Annotated in this window: 12 protein-coding genes, 1 tRNA gene and 1 riboswitch; of the genes, 6 read left to right on the top strand and 7 right to left on the bottom strand. The window is 72.3% G+C overall.

Annotation, left to right across the window (positions count from 1 at the left end; translation table 11 throughout):
• The first annotated feature begins 57 nt into the window (after positions 1 to 57).
• A riboswitch (TPP riboswitch) is annotated at positions 58 to 163 on the top strand.
• Complete coding sequence (thiC, locus tag ACFSL2_RS13760; RefSeq protein WP_377198400.1) at positions 158 to 1,957, top strand: phosphomethylpyrimidine synthase ThiC; 1,800 nt, start codon at positions 158 to 160, stop codon at positions 1,955 to 1,957. (Overlaps the previous riboswitch by 6 nt.)
• A 77-nt stretch (positions 1,958 to 2,034) precedes the next feature.
• Here the strand turns inward: thiC and ACFSL2_RS13755 are convergent, their stop codons facing one another.
• Positions 2,035 to 3,177 carry a LacI family DNA-binding transcriptional regulator gene (locus ACFSL2_RS13755; protein ID WP_377198399.1) on the bottom strand — a complete coding sequence of 381 codons (1,143 nt, stop codon included), beginning with the start codon at positions 3,175 to 3,177 and terminating at the stop codon, positions 2,035 to 2,037.
• A gap of 111 nt (positions 3,178 to 3,288) precedes the next feature.
• Here ACFSL2_RS13755 and ACFSL2_RS13750 point away from each other — a divergent pair, with 111 nt between their 5' ends.
• Positions 3,289 to 4,539, top strand: a complete 1,251-nt coding sequence (locus ACFSL2_RS13750) for an MFS transporter (RefSeq protein WP_377198398.1) — start codon at positions 3,289 to 3,291, stop codon at positions 4,537 to 4,539.
• A gap of 178 nt (positions 4,540 to 4,717) precedes the next feature.
• Positions 4,718 to 5,911, top strand: coding sequence for a UDP-N-acetylmuramate dehydrogenase (locus ACFSL2_RS13745; RefSeq protein ID WP_377198397.1), 1,194 nt, complete (start codon positions 4,718 to 4,720; stop codon positions 5,909 to 5,911).
• 62 nt (positions 5,912 to 5,973) lie between these two features.
• Here the strand turns inward: ACFSL2_RS13745 and ACFSL2_RS13740 are convergent, their stop codons facing one another.
• Together ACFSL2_RS13740 and ACFSL2_RS13735 are read right to left on the bottom strand one after the other, a co-directional pair.
• The gene (locus tag ACFSL2_RS13740) at positions 5,974 to 7,017 is read right to left on the bottom strand and encodes a L,D-transpeptidase family protein (RefSeq protein WP_377198396.1); all 1,044 of its coding nucleotides are present in this window, start codon (positions 7,015 to 7,017) and stop codon (positions 5,974 to 5,976) included.
• Positions 7,018 to 7,157: 140 nt separating this feature from the next.
• Positions 7,158 to 8,231 carry an adenosine deaminase gene (locus ACFSL2_RS13735; protein ID WP_377198395.1) on the bottom strand — a complete coding sequence of 358 codons (1,074 nt, stop codon included), beginning with the start codon at positions 8,229 to 8,231 and terminating at the stop codon, positions 7,158 to 7,160.
• A gap of 185 nt (positions 8,232 to 8,416) precedes the next feature.
• On the opposite strand from ACFSL2_RS13735, the gene ACFSL2_RS13730 reads away from it, so the two are divergent.
• Positions 8,417 to 10,363, top strand: a complete 1,947-nt coding sequence (locus ACFSL2_RS13730) for a serine/threonine-protein kinase (RefSeq protein ID WP_377198394.1) — start codon at positions 8,417 to 8,419, stop codon at positions 10,361 to 10,363.
• A gap of 10 nt (positions 10,364 to 10,373) precedes the next feature.
• Here the strand turns inward: ACFSL2_RS13730 and ACFSL2_RS13725 are convergent, their stop codons facing one another.
• From ACFSL2_RS13725 to ACFSL2_RS13710, 4 genes are read right to left on the bottom strand one after another with little or no spacing between them, the layout of a single operon-like run.
• Positions 10,374 to 10,985 (bottom strand): response regulator, encoded by a 612-nt coding sequence (locus tag ACFSL2_RS13725; RefSeq protein WP_377198393.1) that lies wholly within the window; start codon positions 10,983 to 10,985, stop codon positions 10,374 to 10,376.
• Positions 10,982 to 12,298 carry a sensor histidine kinase gene (locus tag ACFSL2_RS13720; protein ID WP_377198392.1) on the bottom strand — a complete coding sequence of 439 codons (1,317 nt, stop codon included), beginning with the start codon at positions 12,296 to 12,298 and terminating at the stop codon, positions 10,982 to 10,984. Before ACFSL2_RS13720 ends, ACFSL2_RS13725 begins: the two co-directional genes overlap by 4 nt.
• Positions 12,288 to 13,157 (bottom strand): ABC transporter permease, encoded by an 870-nt coding sequence (locus ACFSL2_RS13715; RefSeq protein ID WP_377198391.1) that lies wholly within the window; start codon positions 13,155 to 13,157, stop codon positions 12,288 to 12,290. Before ACFSL2_RS13715 ends, ACFSL2_RS13720 begins: the two co-directional genes overlap by 11 nt.
• A complete protein-coding gene (locus ACFSL2_RS13710) occupies positions 13,157 to 14,089 on the bottom strand; it encodes an ABC transporter ATP-binding protein (RefSeq protein ID WP_377198390.1) in 933 nt (310 codons plus the stop codon). The genes ACFSL2_RS13715 and ACFSL2_RS13710 overlap by 1 nt, the downstream gene beginning before the upstream one ends.
• Before the next feature lie 251 nt (positions 14,090 to 14,340).
• Here ACFSL2_RS13710 and ACFSL2_RS13705 point away from each other — a divergent pair.
• Both ACFSL2_RS13705 and secE read left to right on the top strand, forming a co-directional pair.
• A tRNA-Trp gene (locus ACFSL2_RS13705) sits at positions 14,341 to 14,416 on the top strand.
• 102 nt (positions 14,417 to 14,518) lie between these two features.
• Positions 14,519 to 14,764, top strand: a complete 246-nt coding sequence (gene secE, locus ACFSL2_RS13700; protein ID WP_377198389.1) for a preprotein translocase subunit SecE — start codon at positions 14,519 to 14,521, stop codon at positions 14,762 to 14,764.
• Positions 14,765 to 14,994 lie beyond the last annotated feature (230 nt).

Genomic DNA, 14,994 nt, shown 5'->3' with positions numbered 1-14,994 from the left:
CGGGACAGAAGGGTTTACCCGCAGGTGATCGAGCCGCCGTCGGGTGCTAACGTCGTCGCGATCCCACGGGTGCCTCGCGCAGGGGCTGAGATCGGGCTGGACGGCCCGGGACCGTTGAACCTGTCCGGTTAACACCGGCGTAGGAAGCAGGAGTCTCATGATGGAGAACACCCAGTCCCGCATGCTCGCGTACGAGTACGACACCGCGCGGGACACGGCGCACGACGCCGAGCACCACCCGCAGCACGACGACGCCGGCCTGCGGGTGCCGGTCACCGAGATCACGCTGGCGCCGTCGCCCGACGGCACCCCGAACGAGCCAGTGCGGGTCTACCGCACGCAGGGACCGGGCTCCGACCCGGTGCGCGGGCTGCGGCCGGCCCGAGAACCCTGGGTCGTGGCCCGGGGGGACACGAAGGAGTACGACGGTCGCCGTCGTGACCTGACGGACGACGGCCGCGGCGCCGTCCGCCGGGGTGCCGCCTCTCAGGAATGGCAGGGCGAACGACGTCGGCCGCGCCGGGCCGTCCCCGGCCGGACCGTCACCCAGATGCACTACGCGCGCCAGGGCGTGATCACGCCGGAGATGCGGTTCGTCGCGGTGCGCGAGGGCTGCGACGTCGAGCTGGTGCGCAGCGAGGTGGCCGCCGGCCGGGCGATCATCCCGAACAACGTGAACCACCCGGAGTCGGAGCCGATGATCATCGGCCGGGCGTTCCTGGTGAAGGTCAACGCGAACATCGGCAACTCCGCCGTCCACAGCTCTATCGCGGAGGAGGTGGAAAAGCTCGAGTGGGCCACCAAGTGGGGCGCCGACACCGTCATGGACCTGTCCACCGGTGACGACATCCACACCACCCGGGAATGGCTCCTGCGGAACTCGCCGGTGCCGATCGGCACGGTGCCGATCTACCAGGCCCTGGAGAAGGTGAACGGCGACGCGAGCGCGCTGACCTGGGAGGTCTACCGGGACACCGTGATCGAGCAGTGCGAGCAGGGCGTCGACTACATGACCGTGCATGCCGGCGTGCTGCTGCGGTACGTGCCCCTCACCGCGGACCGCGTCACCGGCATCGTCTCGCGCGGCGGGTCGATCCTCGCCGGCTGGTGCCTGGCCCACCACCAGGAGAACTTCCTCTACACCCACTTCGACGAGCTCTGCGAGATCTTCGCGGCCTACGACGTCGCGTTCTCCCTGGGCGACGGGCTGCGCCCGGGATCGCTCGCCGACGCGAACGACGAGGCCCAGTTCGCCGAGCTCGACACGCTCGCCGAGCTGACGAAGCGCGCCTGGGAGCACGACGTCCAGGTCATGGTCGAAGGACCCGGACACGTCCCCTTCCACCTGGTGCGCGAGAACGTGGAGCGGCAGCAGGAGCTCTGCGACGGGGCGCCGTTCTACACGCTCGGCCCGCTCGTGACCGACATCGCGCCCGGGTACGACCACATCACCTCGGCCATCGGCGCCACCGAGATCGCCCGGTACGGCACCGCGATGCTCTGCTACGTCACGCCCAAGGAGCACCTGGGCCTGCCGGACCGGGACGACGTGCGCACCGGCGTGGTCACCTACAAGATCGCGGCGCACGCAGCCGACGTCGCCAAGGGGCACCCCGGTGCCCGTGACCGCGACGACGCCCTGTCCAAGGCCCGCTTCGAGTTCCGCTGGCGGGACCAGTTCAACCTCTCGCTCGACCCCGAGCTCGCCGAGGCATACCACGACGAGACGCTGCCCGCCGAGGCCGCGAAGACCGCGCACTTCTGCTCGATGTGCGGGCCCAAGTTCTGCTCGATGCGGATCTCGCAGGACATCCGCGATGAGTTCGGCGGGGCACAGAACCAGGCGGCGCTCGCGGACGCGGCGGCAGCTCAGGCGGAGGGCATGGCCAAGAAGTCGGCGGAGTTCCGCGCCGCGGGCGCCGAGGTCTACCTCCCGGCCCCCACTCTCCGCCCCTGACCACGCCACCACCGACCCTGCGTTGAGTGCGGGCTGTCTGCGGGATCAGCAGGCGCAGATCCGCAGATGGCCCGCACTCAACGCAGGGGGTCAGGGAGAGCGCTCAGGTCCGGGACCGGGCCCGTCGTCGTTCCTTCCACCAGGCTCACGGGGAGCACCACCGACTCCGGCTCCTCACCGGCGAGCAGGGCGATGACGGCCAGGCCGAGCGCCCGCCCCTTCTCGACGAGCGGCTGGTGCACGCTGGTGAGCAGATCGGGGGAGAGCCAGGGCAGGTCCAGCCCGTCGAACCCGGCCACGGACACGTCCTCGGGCACGCGGAGGCCGAGCTCCCGGGCCGCGATCACGGCGCCCGCGGCGAGCAGGTCGGAGTGCGCGATGATCGCCGTCGGACGGTCCCGGGCGGGAGCCCACTCGGACAGGATCTCGGTGGCGGCGTCGCGCCCGTGCTCCACGAGCGAGGCGGGCGTCTCCCAGGACATGACCGGCTCGATGACGTCCCGCACGCCGGCCAGCCGGTTGCGGGTGGGCGTGCGCTCCACGGAGGCGAGCCGGTCGGCGTCGACGAGACCCGCGCGCTCGTCCCGGCCGAACGGCAGCGCGATCTCGGCGATCCGCGTGTGGCCGAGCTCCACCAGGTGCTGGACGGCCTCGGCGGCACCCCGGCGGTCGTCGACGCTGACCACGGGGACGCCCGGCACGTGCTGGCCCTCGCCGATCACGACCGGGACGCCACGGCGCTGCAGGGCGGTGAGGGTCGGGTCGTCCTCCAGGGTGCCCCACACGAGCACCGCGACGTCCATCGCGGCGGCCTCCACGAGGGGGTCGACGGCGGGCGGCAGCCCGGCCTCGGCGGCGAGCCCCACGGAGTGCGCCGTGGTGCCCTGCGGCATACCGGGCACGAGCAGCACGCCGAGCCCTTGCTCGCCGATCGCGGAGACCAGCCCGTGCAGCACCTGGGTAGAGACCGGGTCTCGGAACGACCGGCCCAGCTGGTCCCCGATCACCACGCCGACGATCCCGGAGCGTCCCGACCGCAGCTGCCGGCCCAGCGGGTTGGGGCCGGAGTACTCGAGCTCGCGGGCCGCGGCCAGCACCTTCTCCCGGGTCTCCGGGGTGATGGGGCCCGCACCGGAGAACGCGAGCGACGCGGTGGAGACCGAGACACCCGCCAGCTCGGCGACCTTCGCGAGGGTCGGTCGTACGGTCTGGCGGTTCATCGCGGGTTCCTTCTCTCGATCGGCGCCGGCGGTGCAGTACCTGCGGAATCTGCTGGGCTGTTCCCAGGTTGTGGCTTACGGTCGGGAGATTCAATCGCACCAAGGAGTTCCGTGCCTACTGCACACGCCGCCGCTCGCGCGGTCTTCGTCGTCTTCGCTGCCAGTGGGTTCGCGTTCGCGAGCTGGGCGTCGCGTCTTCCGGCGGTCCGGGACGGCCTGTCCTTCTCCGAGCAGGAGATGGGTCTGCTGCTCCTGACCGGATCCCTCGGCTCGGTCGCCGCGATCCCGCTCTCGGGGCTGGTCGCCGAGCGGTTCGGTACCGCACGGACGGTGGTCGCCTTCGCGGGCGTCCTCGTGATCGGACTGGCTGTCGCAGGGTACGGCGTCGTCACGGACGAGCACCTCGCCGTGCGGCTCGGCCTGATCCTGTTCGGTGTGGGTGCCGGAGTCTGGGACGCCGCGATGAACCTCGAGGGCGCAGCCGTGGAACAGCGGCTCGGCCGCGCGGTGATGCCGGTGTTCCACGCCGGGTTCTCGTTCGGCACGGTGCTCGGCGCCGGCCTCGGTGCTCTGGTGGCCACCCTCGGGGTGGAGGTGGTCTGGCACATCGTGGCGGCGGGCGGCCTGGCCCTCGTGTCGGTGCTGATCGCCGTGCGCTACTTCTCGCCGAGCGTCGTCTCCGCGGCCGTGCCCCATGGCGTCCCCGTCGCGGAGGCGGGCAGCGCGGACGGCGCCGACCCGGGAGCAGTGACGCCGCCGACGTCGGGCATCGCGGGGCTGATCGCCGCCTGGCGGGAACCGCGCACGCTCGCCATCGGGCTGGTCGTGCTCGCCGCGGCCCTCACCGAGGGTGTCGCCAACGACTGGGTGAGCCTTGCCGTCGTGGACGGCTTCGGCACGTCCGACGGGATGGGTGCGGTGGGCCTGGCGGTCTTCCTCACCGCCATGACGACGGCCCGGCTCGCCGGGACCCGCGCCATCGACCGGTTCGGGCGCGTGCCGGTGCTGGTGCTGTCGGCGCTGCTGGCGTTCGTCGGCGTGCTGACGTTCTCGCTGGTGCCCGTCCTGTGGCTGGCCCTGGTCGGGGTGGGCCTGTGGGGCCTCGGCGCGGCGATGGGCTTCCCGATGGGGATGAGCGCGGCGTCGGACGAGCCGCGGCGTGCCGCGATGCGGGTGGCGGCCGTCTCGACGATCGCCTACACGGCGTTCTTCGTCGGCCCGCCGCTGATCGGGTTCGTCGCGCAGGCGACCGGCTACCGCCTGGCGGTGCTCGTGCTGCTGGTGCCGATGGCGCTGGGGCTGATCGTGGCGCGGTCCCTGCGGCCGTTGCCGACCGCCGCCGGGGTGCAGCAGCCGCGGTGACGAGTGGGTGTGAAGAGGTGGTGCAGGCGGCGGCATCGGCGGGGACCAGCGCCCGGGCCGAGAGGTCGAGCAGTGCACACGTTCGTGGGCACCGAAAGGTTCCACAAATGGCAGACATCACCCACGTCATGTCGAAGATGTGCACAAATCCCACGCGACAGGTAGATAGGCTTGCACGGTGAGCCCATACCCGGCAGACACCGTCCAGGCGCAAGCGGTGGCCCCCAGCCTCGCCGACCTCACCACACTCCGCGTGGGTGGCCCGGCAGCCTCATTCGTCGAGGCCGAGGACGAGGCTGCCCTGATCGAGGCGGTGAGCGCGGCCGACGACGGCGGTGTGCCGCTGCTCGTCGTGGGCGGCGGTTCCAACCTGCTGGTGGCTGACGAAGGTTTCGACGGCGTGGTCGTGCGGGACAGCCGCAGCGGGATCACCGTCGAGTCGAACGACTCCTGCGGTGGCGCCGTCGTGAGCGCCCCGGCCGGGCAGAACTGGGACGAGCTGGTCGAGCGCGCCGTCTCCGAGGGCTGGGTCGGTGTCGAGTCGTTGTCCGGCATCCCCGGCACGGTCGGTGCCGCGCCGGTGCAGAACATCGGCGCATACGGGCAGGAGCTCTCCGGAGTGGTCTCGCTCGTCCGTACGTGGGACCGGGCGCAGCGGCGGGTGCGCACCTTCTCCGTCGGACAGCTGGACTTCGGGTACCGCACGTCGCTGCTGAAGCGTTCCATGCACAGCGAGGGCCGCGAGGGCGACTCGCTGGCCCCCTGGTACCCGTCGCCGCGCTACGTGGTGCTGAACGTCCAGTTCCAGTTCCGGCTCGGCACCCTGTCGGCGCCCGTCGGCTACGGGGAGCTGGCACGCCGCCTCGGCGTCGACGTGGGGCAGCGTGCTCCGATGAAGGACGTCCGCGAGACCGTCCTGGGACTGCGCGGTGGCAAGGGCATGCTGCTCGACCGTCCGATCTTCGGCACCGACCCGGACCACGACCGCTGGAACTCGGGCTCGTTCTTCACCAATCCCGTGATCCCGGTGGAGCACCTGGCGCACCTGCCGGAGGACGCCCCCCGCTACCCGGTCCGTTCCTCGACGCCGGAGACGACCACGGGCCCGAGCCTCGGCACCGTCGATCCGGCCCTGGTGAAGACCAGTGCGGCCTGGCTCATCGAGCGCGCCGGTTTCGGCAAGGGATTCGGCCTGGCGGGGGAGCACAGCCCGGCGCGGCTGTCGACCAAGCACACGCTGGCGATGACCAACCGCGGCGGCGCCCGTGCCGAGGACGTCGTGGCGCTCGCCCGCGCGGTGCGGGACGGTGTGCGCGACCGGTTCGGCGTGACCCTGGTCCCCGAGACCGTCCTGGTGGGCGTCTCCCTCTGACCGGTCCACCGAGGTAGAACTCTGACGAGGTTCCACCTCGGCGGGCCGGGTGTGGTCAGGGGTCAGTAGACGACTACCGGGGTACCCGACGGGGCGCCCCAGGTGTCCCAGATCCAGTTCATCGCGCTGTTGGACACGCGCACGCACCCGTGCGACGCCGGGAACGCGGGGACCGACGCCGAGCCGTGCACCGCGATGCCGCCCGTGAAGAACTTGGGCCGCCACATGTCGCCCAGCTCGAGCGTCGACGAGTGCATCTGGTTCACCTCGCGGTACACGGCGAACGACCCTCGTGGCGTGTACGCCGTGTACGTGTTGCCCTTCGCGTCGTACGTCTCTCCGTTGCCGGACGACGCGTTGATGATCTTCACGACGGTGCCGTTCTCGACCGCCAGCACCAGCTGCCGGTCGATGTCGATCTCGAGCACCTTGCCCGACGACGTCTGCGCCCGCGGCACCACACCGTCGCTCGCCGCCTTCTGCGTGGCGTCGCCGACCACCCCGTCGCGGTACAGGCCACCGGCCTTCTGCAGTGCGAAGATCGCCTGCTGCGTCTCGCCGCCGTACGCGTCGTCGACCGAGGTCACGAAGTACCCGAGGTCCTTCAGACGCTGCTGCAGCGTGCCCACCCGGTCGCTGACCTCGCCGTACTCGATGTAGTCGGGCTGCTCCTGCTCCTTCTCCTTGCTGCCCTGGTCGCCGTCCTTGCCCTCCGGCTTCTGGTCGGCCCCCGCCGCCCCGTCGCCCTCGTCCGACGGCTCGGCGTCGTTCTCGCTGTCGCCGTTCTCGCCCTCGGCGTCGTCGGGCGCCGGCGTACTGCCGTCGGCCTCGTCCTCCGCGCCGTCGTCAGAGGTGGCGTCGGAGCTGCTCTCGTCCGACGGTTCACCCGCCCCTGGCTCCGCGGACGCCGACTCCTCGGCGTCGGACTCCGGGCTCGGAGAGTTCTCGTCCGGGGTGGGCGAGCTGGTGGCTGCCGCGCTCCCCGGGGGTTCCTGGTCGTCGCCGCAAGCGGTCAGCAGGCCCGCAGTCAGCGCTACCGCGCCCAGCGTTCCCATGACCCGCTTACCGACGACCTTGCCCACACCGTGGGTCGGCCTACCGTGCATTGCCCGCATCGTGACTCCTCCTCGGCCGCACCTTCTGGGGTGGTGCGGCGCCGCGCACACGAGACGACGTCGTCCCCTCGCGAGTGTCCTGTATCTCTAACTGACGCGCGGGCGCCCAGGATGGTTGGGTCGGCCTATCGTCACCCAATCGTGACAGTGCCACCTGCGGGGACGTGATCGGACTGCTCCGCCGGACCCGGCGCGAGCAGCCACGCGTCCACGCCGGCCAGGAGGCGTGCCTGGGTGCTCGACGACGCCCGGCTCGCCCGGATCGACGACGCCGCCAGCCCGGCGAGCTCCGCGTCCGTGAACCCGTGGGCGCTCCGCGCGATCTCGTACTGGTCGACGAGCCGCGTCCCGAACAGCAGAGGGTCGTCGGCGCCGAGCGCCACGAGGGCACCCGCGTCCACCAGGGTGCGCAGCGGTACCTCGTGCGCCTCGCTGTAGACGCCGAGGCCGATGTTCGAGCCCGGGTTCACCTCGAGGGCGACGCCGCGCTCGACGATGCCGGCGAGCACCCGCTCGTCCTCGACGGCGCGCACACCGTGCCCGATCCGGTCCGGGACCAGCTCGCGCATGACCTCGCTGATGTGGTCCGGCCCGAGCAGCTCGCCACCGTGGGGCACGGCGGCCAGCCCGGCCCGCCGGGCGATGTCGAACGCATGCCCGAACTGGGCAGTGTCCCCGCGCCGCTCGTCGTTCGACAGCCCGAAGCCCACGACCTCACCGACACCGTCGCCCGCGTACCGGGCGGCCAGGCGGGCGAGGGTGCGCGCGTCGAGCGGATGCTTCATCCGAGACGCCGCGATGATCACGCCCACCTCGACCCCGTGCGCGGCGCTCGCGGTCCGGGCCGCGTCGATGACGATCTCGACGGCCGGGGTGATGCCGCCGACGAACGGTGCGTAGGAGGTCGGGTCGACCTGGATCTCGAGCCGGCCGGAGCCCTCGGCGGCGTCGTCGGCCGCCGCCTCGTCGACCAGGCGGCGCATGTCGGCCTCCGACCGCACGCACGCCCGGGCGGCGTCGTACAGGCGCTGGAAGCGGAACCAGCCACGCTCGGTGGCAGGGAGGCGCAGGGGATCGTTGTCGACGAGGGCCTCGGGCAGCCGTACACCGTGCGCCGCCGCCATGTCGACGAGGGTCGGTACCCGCATGGATCCCGTGAAGTGGAGGTGGAGGTGCGCCTTGGGCAGGAGTGCGAGGTCGCGCATCTGCGTAGTCTGGCAAAGCAGTGGTGCCCTGGCAGCCGCGGGTCGTGATACTCCGCACTACTCACACATCCTGTCGCCCCATCTTTGGTGCGCTCGCGATCCGCTCAGTATCCTGAAATGAACATGCCCCAGATAGCCGAAATGACTGATTTGCTCGTCCTGCGACCACATACACCGGTGAACCAGTGAACGAAGAGACCACGGGGGAGGACAACGCCGCAGACCTTCCGGTGCACGTTGTGCTCGGCGGCAGGTACGAGCTGGTCGACGTCCTGGGCACTGGGGCGACGTTCACCGTCTACGAGGCGCAACGGGTAGCAGCCCCGCCCGCGCCGGAGCCCACGGCGGACGAGGCCGGTGACTCGGCCGACGCCGGCACGGGCGCCGACGAGCCCGGCGCCGACACGGCTGCCGCGACCGATGTGGCGGACGCCGCGGGCGCGACCGCACCCGACGACGCCGAGACCGCGGCCGACGCCGAGGCAGAGACCGGCGCGGAGCCGGCCGGTGCGGACACGACGGCAGAGATCCCCACGCCGGAGGAAGCGCCGGAACCGGAGGTCGACCTCGACCAGCCGCTCGTCGTCAAGGTCCTGCACCCCCACCTGGTCGACGACCAGAACGCGCGCGAGTCGCTGCGCCGCGAGGTCGACGCGTCGGCGCTGGTGGATCACCCCGGCGTCGTCAAGGTCCTGGATTCGGGCGAGGAGGACGTCGCCGGCGCGAACGTGCCGTGGACGGTCATGAACCGCATGCCGGGCGTGTCCCTGTCCGACCTCGCGGGAGACAACGGCCTGCCGTGGCGGGACGCGCTCGCGATCCTCGACGGCCTGCTGGAGGCGCTCGCCGCCGTGCACGCGGCAGGTCTGGTGCACCGGGACGTGGCGCCGCGCAACGTGATGGTCGACAAGCAGGCCGACGGCACGTTCGTCGTGGGACTGCTGGACCTGGGACTCACCCGGCCCGCGGGCGGCGACGGTGACGGTGCGACCGTGGCCGGGTCGGTCATCGGGATGTCGCCGGAGCAGGCACGTGGCAAGCCCCTCGACGCGCGCAGCGACATCTACGCCGCCGGGGCCCTCGCCTACTACACGCTGACCGGGCACGCGCCGTACGAGCGGGCGCTGCCCGAGGACGTCCTGCGGGCGCACGTGAACGCACCCGTTCCCGCGGCTTCCGCGCGCCGCGCGGCGGTCCCGGCGTCGGTGGACCGGCTCGTCTCGCGGGCGATGGCCAAGGACCCGGGCCGGCGGTTCCCGACCGCCGAGGCGATGCGCGGGACCGTGACGATCCTGCTCGGCGGCCCGGCCGGCCGCCTGGGGACCAGCGGCGAGACCATGCAGCTCGGTGTGGGCGCGGGCGGTACCCAGGTGATCGACCCGGTCACCGGTGCGGCCGGCTCGGGCACGATGAAGCTGGGGCAGGTTGGCGAGGGCACCGACCGCACCATGATGGTCGGCGCCGTGGGCGCCGGCGCGGTCGGAGCCGCAGCCGCCGGTGCGGCCGCCGGCGACCCCGACGCGTCCGGTGCGGAGACCGTGGCGGTCACCGGTCCGGTGCCCGTCGGGACGCCTCCCGGGGGCACGCCTCCGGTCGCGCCGCCCCCGGTGGCGCCGCCCGAGGAGGAGCGCAGGTGGTGGCACGCCTTCACGACCGGCCGCGGCCGTGTGGCCACGATCATCGTGTTCGCGCTGCTCGTGTTCGGGGGCGCAGGTCTGGTGATCGCGAACATCCTCGACGACCAGGGCACGCCGGTGGTCACGCCGAGCGTCAGCCCGGAGCCGGAGGAGCCGTCGCGTTCGCCCACGTCGTCGCCCACCCCGACCGAGACCGAGGACGAGTACGTGCCGCCGCCGGCGCCCGAGCCGGAGCCGACACCGACCGTGACGGTCACCGAGGAGCCGTCGCCCGAGCCGACCACCGAGCCGACGCCGACCGACGAGCCGACGCCGACCACGGAGCCGACGCCGACCGAGGAGCCGACACCGACCACGGAGCCGACCCCGACCGAGGAGCCGACGGTCGACCCGACGCCGCCGGTCGAGGAACCGACCACCGAGCCGACCGGCGGCACCCCCGGGGGCGGTGAGGCGGGCGGCGACGCCGAGGCCGACCCCGTCGACGGCCGGTAGGCAGAACCGCTCAGGTGATCCAGCCGCGCGCCCGGGCCACGGTCACCGCGCCCGTACGGTCGGTGACACCGAGCTTGGCGAACGCCCGGATGAGGTGCGTCTTGACCGTCGCCTCGGTGATGGAGAGCTCCCGCCCGACCTCGGCGTTCGACCGCCCGAGCGCCACGAGCGTGAGCACCTCGGCCTCCCGTGCGGACGGTCGCTCCGCCGCCGTCCGCACCGAGCTGACCAGGCGGGTCGCCACGCTCGGGGCAAGCACCGTCTCGCCACGGGCCGCGGCCCGGACGCCGGCGACGAGCTCCGCGCGCGGGGTGTCCTTCAGCAGGTAGCCGGTCGCTCCCGCCTCCACGGCCCGCAGGATGTCGGCGTCCGTGTCGTACGTCGTCAGCACGACGACGCGCGGCCCGGTGCCCACGATCCCGACGGTCGCCGCGACGCCGTCGAGCACCGGCATACGCAGGTCCATGAGCACCACGTCGGGCCGCAGCGACGTCGCCAGCGCCACGGCCTCGCGCCCGTCGGCAGCCTCACCCACGACCTCGAGGTCGTCCTCCACGGTCAGCATGCCCACCAGTCCGGACCGCACCACCGGATGGTCGTCCACCACCAGTACCCGGATCATCCAGCCGTCCCCCGTTCCCTCTCGCGAACCCCGGCCCCGGCCGTGGCGTCGGCCTCGGCCGGGGCGGCCGGCGACCCGTCGACCTGTCCGTCGACCGGCACCCGGGCGCACAGCGTGGTGCCGCCGCCGTCGCCGGACCCGACGGCCAGTGTGCCGCCCGCGGACCGTACCCGATCCCGCATCCCCGCCAGCCCGAAACCGTCGGCGGCGTCCGCGCCGATCCCGCGCCCGTCGTCGGACACCGTGAGCGCCACCTCTCCCTCGGCCTGCCCCAGCCGCACGACGACGGACCGTGCGTGCGCGTGCCGTCGCACGTTCGCGAACGCCTCCTGGGCGGCCCGGAGCAGGACCACCTCGACCGTGGGCGAGAGCGCCCCGACCCGGTCGGTCTCGACCGTCACGGCCAGGCCGGTCTCCTCCTCGAACCGGCTGCCGAGCCGGCCCAGCGCCTGGGGGAGCGAGGCGTCCTGCAGCGCGACCGGCGCGAACGCCGCCACCAGGGCGCGGGCCTCGGCGAGGTTGTCCCGGGCGGTGTCCTCGACGACGTGCAGCCGTTCGCGCGCGGCGTCCTCGTTTCCGACGTCGAGGGCCGCGGTCGCGGCCTGCGCCTGCATGACCACGCTCGTGAACCCCTGGGCGAGCGTGTCGTGGATCTCGCGCGCGAGCCGCTCGCGCTCCGCGCGGACGCCGGCCTCGTGGTTGGTCAGGGCCAGCTGGGCCTGCGCCGCGTGCAGCTTGCCGAGCAGTCGGACGTGCTCCTCCGCACGCCGCATCGCCACGTGGAACCAGAGCCCGAGCCCGATCGCGAACACCAGGGTGACCAGCATCTGCGGCACCACCTCGCCCATGATCGCGAGGTCGAAGTCGTATTGCGACGCGATACCGACCGACACCGAGACCGCGAGTGCGACACAGCCGACGATGCCGTGCCGGATCGACTCCAGCAGCATCCACACCTGCGCGAACGCGATGAACAGCAGGAGCGACGCCACCCCGCCCTGGGACACGGTCACGCCGGTGCCGACGACCACCACCGCGAGGTACAGCACGGCCAACCGCTGGTCTCGCGTGCGGGCCGCCCGCGCGCCCCACAGCAGATAGGCCACGACGATCGCGGCCATCGCCGCGTAGGCGACGGCGAGCTGCGTGCCCCGCGTGCCCGCCAGCGCCAGCGCGACGGCGGTCAGCGCGATGATCACGCCGAACGCGGCATCCCACCACCGCACCTGCTGGTCCCACCCGGCGTAGAGGCGCTCCAGGTCGTAGTCGCGGCTCGTGCCGCCCTCGTCCGCCGCGTTCTGGTCAGCCGTCATCGTGCCGACGCCACCGGAACGTGCGAGCGCCGACCACGAGTGCGACGACCAGCCATGCCGCCAGTACAGCAGCCGTGGTGCCGTGCTGCCAGGCCCCGGACGGCTCGGCGGCCGCGAAGGCGTCCGGCAGGAACACCGAACGCATGCCTTGCGCGATCCACTTGAGCGGGAAGATCGACGACAGGTCCAGCATCCAGCCCGGCAGCTGGCTCACCGGGAAGAAGACCCCGGACGTGAACTGCAGCACCAGGACCGGCGTGACCACGACGGCGCTCGCGGACCGGCCGGAGCTCGGCACCGACGAGTACGCGACGCCGCACACGGCCCCGGCAGCCGTGCCGAGCACGAACACCCAGGCGAACGTGGCCCAGCGTCCGGCATCGTCGGGCAGGGAGACGTCGAAGACGAGTGCGGCGACCGCCAGCAGCAGCGCTGTCTGTAGCAGAACGGTGACCAGCGACAAGAACACCTTGCCCAGGAAGTACGACGTCGCGGGCAGCGGCGTGGCACGGAGGCGCTTGAGGGTGCCGTCGTCCCGCTCGACGGCGATCGAGATGGCCAGCGTCTGGTAGGTGGACAGCATGATGCCGGTCGCCACCATGCCGGGCAGGAAGTACTGCGCGAAGCTGACCGTCACACCGTTCGCGCCAATGGGCTCGTCGTCGCCGAAGACCGTCGCGAAGATCGCGAGCATGAGAATCGGGTAGGCAAACCCGAAGATCACGGAGTCGCGCTCGCGGACGAACTGGAGCAGCTCGACGCCGCCGCGTACCAGCCCCTGGCGGAGCACGCCGGGCAGTCGCCGTGCCGCGGGTTCGGTCGAGGCGGCCCGGGCCGCCGGGGTCGTCGTCGCGCTCATCACGCCACCTCCACGCTGTCGTCGTCGGTCCGGGCCTCGGCGGTCGGCGTGTGGTCCGCCGGGTGCTCACCGATCAGGGACAGGTAGACGTCCTCGAGGGTCGGGCGAGTGATCGACAGGCCGGGCACCTCGCCGTCGGGCCCGGCCGTCGCGATGAGCCGGGCCACGATAGCCGTGGGCCGGTCCGTCCGTTCGGTGCGCCGTACGCCGCCGTCGTCCCAGGCGACCACGGGCGTGCGGGCCTCGGGCCCGCCCAGCGTCTCGGGCGTGCCGGTGGCGACCACGACACCGTCGCGCACGACGACGACCCGGTCGGCCAGCTGGGCTGCCTCGTCGAGGTAGTGGGTGGTGAGCAGGATGGTGGTGCCGTCGTCCCGCAGGCTCGTGACGAGGTCCCAGAAGGACCGGCGGGCCTGCGGGTCGAACCCGGTGGTGGGCTCGTCCAGGAACAGCAGCTCCGGCCTGCCGACGATGCCGAGCGCCACGTCGAGCCGGCGCCGCTGCCCGCCGGACAGCCCGCGGGTCCGTGCCCGGGCCTTCTCCGCGAGCCCGACGGAGGCGATGACCTCGGCCGGGTCGCGCGGGTCCGGGTACGAGGCGGCGGTGGCCCGCACCTTCTCCAGGACGGTGAGCTCGTTCATGTCCCGCGAGTCCTGCATGACGACGCCGATCCGCGCCCGCCAGGCGCGGCCGGCCAGTCGTGGGTCCTCGCCGAGTACCCGCACCTCGCCGTCGTCCCGGTCGCGGAAGCCCTCGAGGACCTCGACGGTGGTGGTCTTGCCCGCCCCGTTGGGGCCGAGCACCGCCACGATCTCGCCGCGGGAGACGTCGAGGTCGAGGCCTGCGACCGCGTCCTTGAAACCGGCGCGTGCGCTGCCGTAACGCTTACGGAGGCCGCGTACCTGCACGGCCAGTGGGTCGGATGTCTGCATGCCGTCGAGCATGCTCCGGTCAGCACCTCCGGCGGGACGCCCGTTCGGCTGCATCTGCTGTCCACCGTTCGGTGGACACGCGTTCCGGCGCCGGGCGGCCGAGCCGGCCGAGACCCGTCGCGGGCCGTCCGGGACGAGTTCGACCTACGGCCGTGGGTACCGTACAGTTGTGCCTCGGTGATTGATGCTCACGTGATGTGGCGTGCCTCTTCAGGGTGCGGCACAACGGGTGGCAACGGCATCGAACACAAAGGGTAGTGGCGCAATTGGTAGCGCAGCGGTCTCCAAAACCGCAGGTTGCAGGTTCGAGTCCTGTCTACCCTGCCAGCGTGAACCCCAGCGGGGCCGCGCGCAGCGGGCCCACGTGATGTGGACCTGGCAAGGCAGTCCGCGCCGCCCGGCGCGCCGGGCCACAGGAGTGGGGTAGCAGTGAGCGACACCGAGGTGATCCAGAGCGCCGCGGAGCGTCCGAGCAGGGGCGGCGGCAACATCTTCGCCCGAATCGCGCTCTTCGTGCGCCAAGTGGTGGCCGAGCTCAAGAAGGTCGTCGCACCGACGCGTTCCGAGCTCATGACGTACACGAGCGTGGTGCTGGTCTTCCTGATCGTCGTCATGATCTTCGTGGTGGTGCTGGACTACGGGTTCGGCATGCTCGCCGGCTGGGTCTTCGGCTGATTCGGCGCTTCCGCGACGACACGTTGACGCAGCCCTAGACGGCCCCGACCGCAGGTCGGCGCCGGTCCGGGTGCGCCGGACAAGCAGATGGGGCACGCTGCGCAGTACTTCGCTGTGATCGTTCTCGCCTGTTGCTGATTGTTCCTTCGCGGCATTTTCGCGCGACAATGGGCGAACACAGCTCGTAGAGGTACGCACACCCGTGCCGGGCGCAGCCCGGCGCACGAAGA

Origin of the sequence: Promicromonospora aerolata (genome assembly GCF_042682255.1) — a bacterium.
Classification (GTDB): domain Bacteria; phylum Actinomycetota; class Actinomycetes; order Actinomycetales; family Cellulomonadaceae; genus Promicromonospora; species Promicromonospora aerolata.
The sequence above is the reverse complement of the archived record's forward strand: the minus strand, read 5'-3'. Positions and strand labels throughout refer to the sequence as shown.

Bases quoted from the DNA above. Each gene is read 5' to 3' on its own strand.
- thiC (WP_377198400.1), top strand. From the start codon at position 158: ATGATGGAGAACACCCAGTCCCGCATGCTCGCGTACGAGTACGACACC.
- ACFSL2_RS13755 (WP_377198399.1), bottom strand. From the start codon at position 3,177: ATGAACCGCCAGACCGTACGACCGACCCTCGCGAAGGTCGCCGAGCTG.
- ACFSL2_RS13740 (WP_377198396.1), bottom strand. From the start codon at position 7,017: ATGCACGGTAGGCCGACCCACGGTGTGGGCAAGGTCGTCGGTAAGCGG.
- ACFSL2_RS13735 (WP_377198395.1), bottom strand. From the start codon at position 8,231: ATGCGCGACCTCGCACTCCTGCCCAAGGCGCACCTCCACCTCCACTTC.
- ACFSL2_RS13725 (WP_377198393.1), bottom strand. From the start codon at position 10,985: ATGATCCGGGTACTGGTGGTGGACGACCATCCGGTGGTGCGGTCCGGA.
- ACFSL2_RS13720 (WP_377198392.1), bottom strand. From the start codon at position 12,298: ATGACGGCTGACCAGAACGCGGCGGACGAGGGCGGCACGAGCCGCGAC.
- ACFSL2_RS13715 (WP_377198391.1), bottom strand. From the start codon at position 13,157: ATGAGCGCGACGACGACCCCGGCGGCCCGGGCCGCCTCGACCGAACCC.
- ACFSL2_RS13710 (WP_377198390.1), bottom strand. From the start codon at position 14,089: ATGCAGACATCCGACCCACTGGCCGTGCAGGTACGCGGCCTCCGTAAG.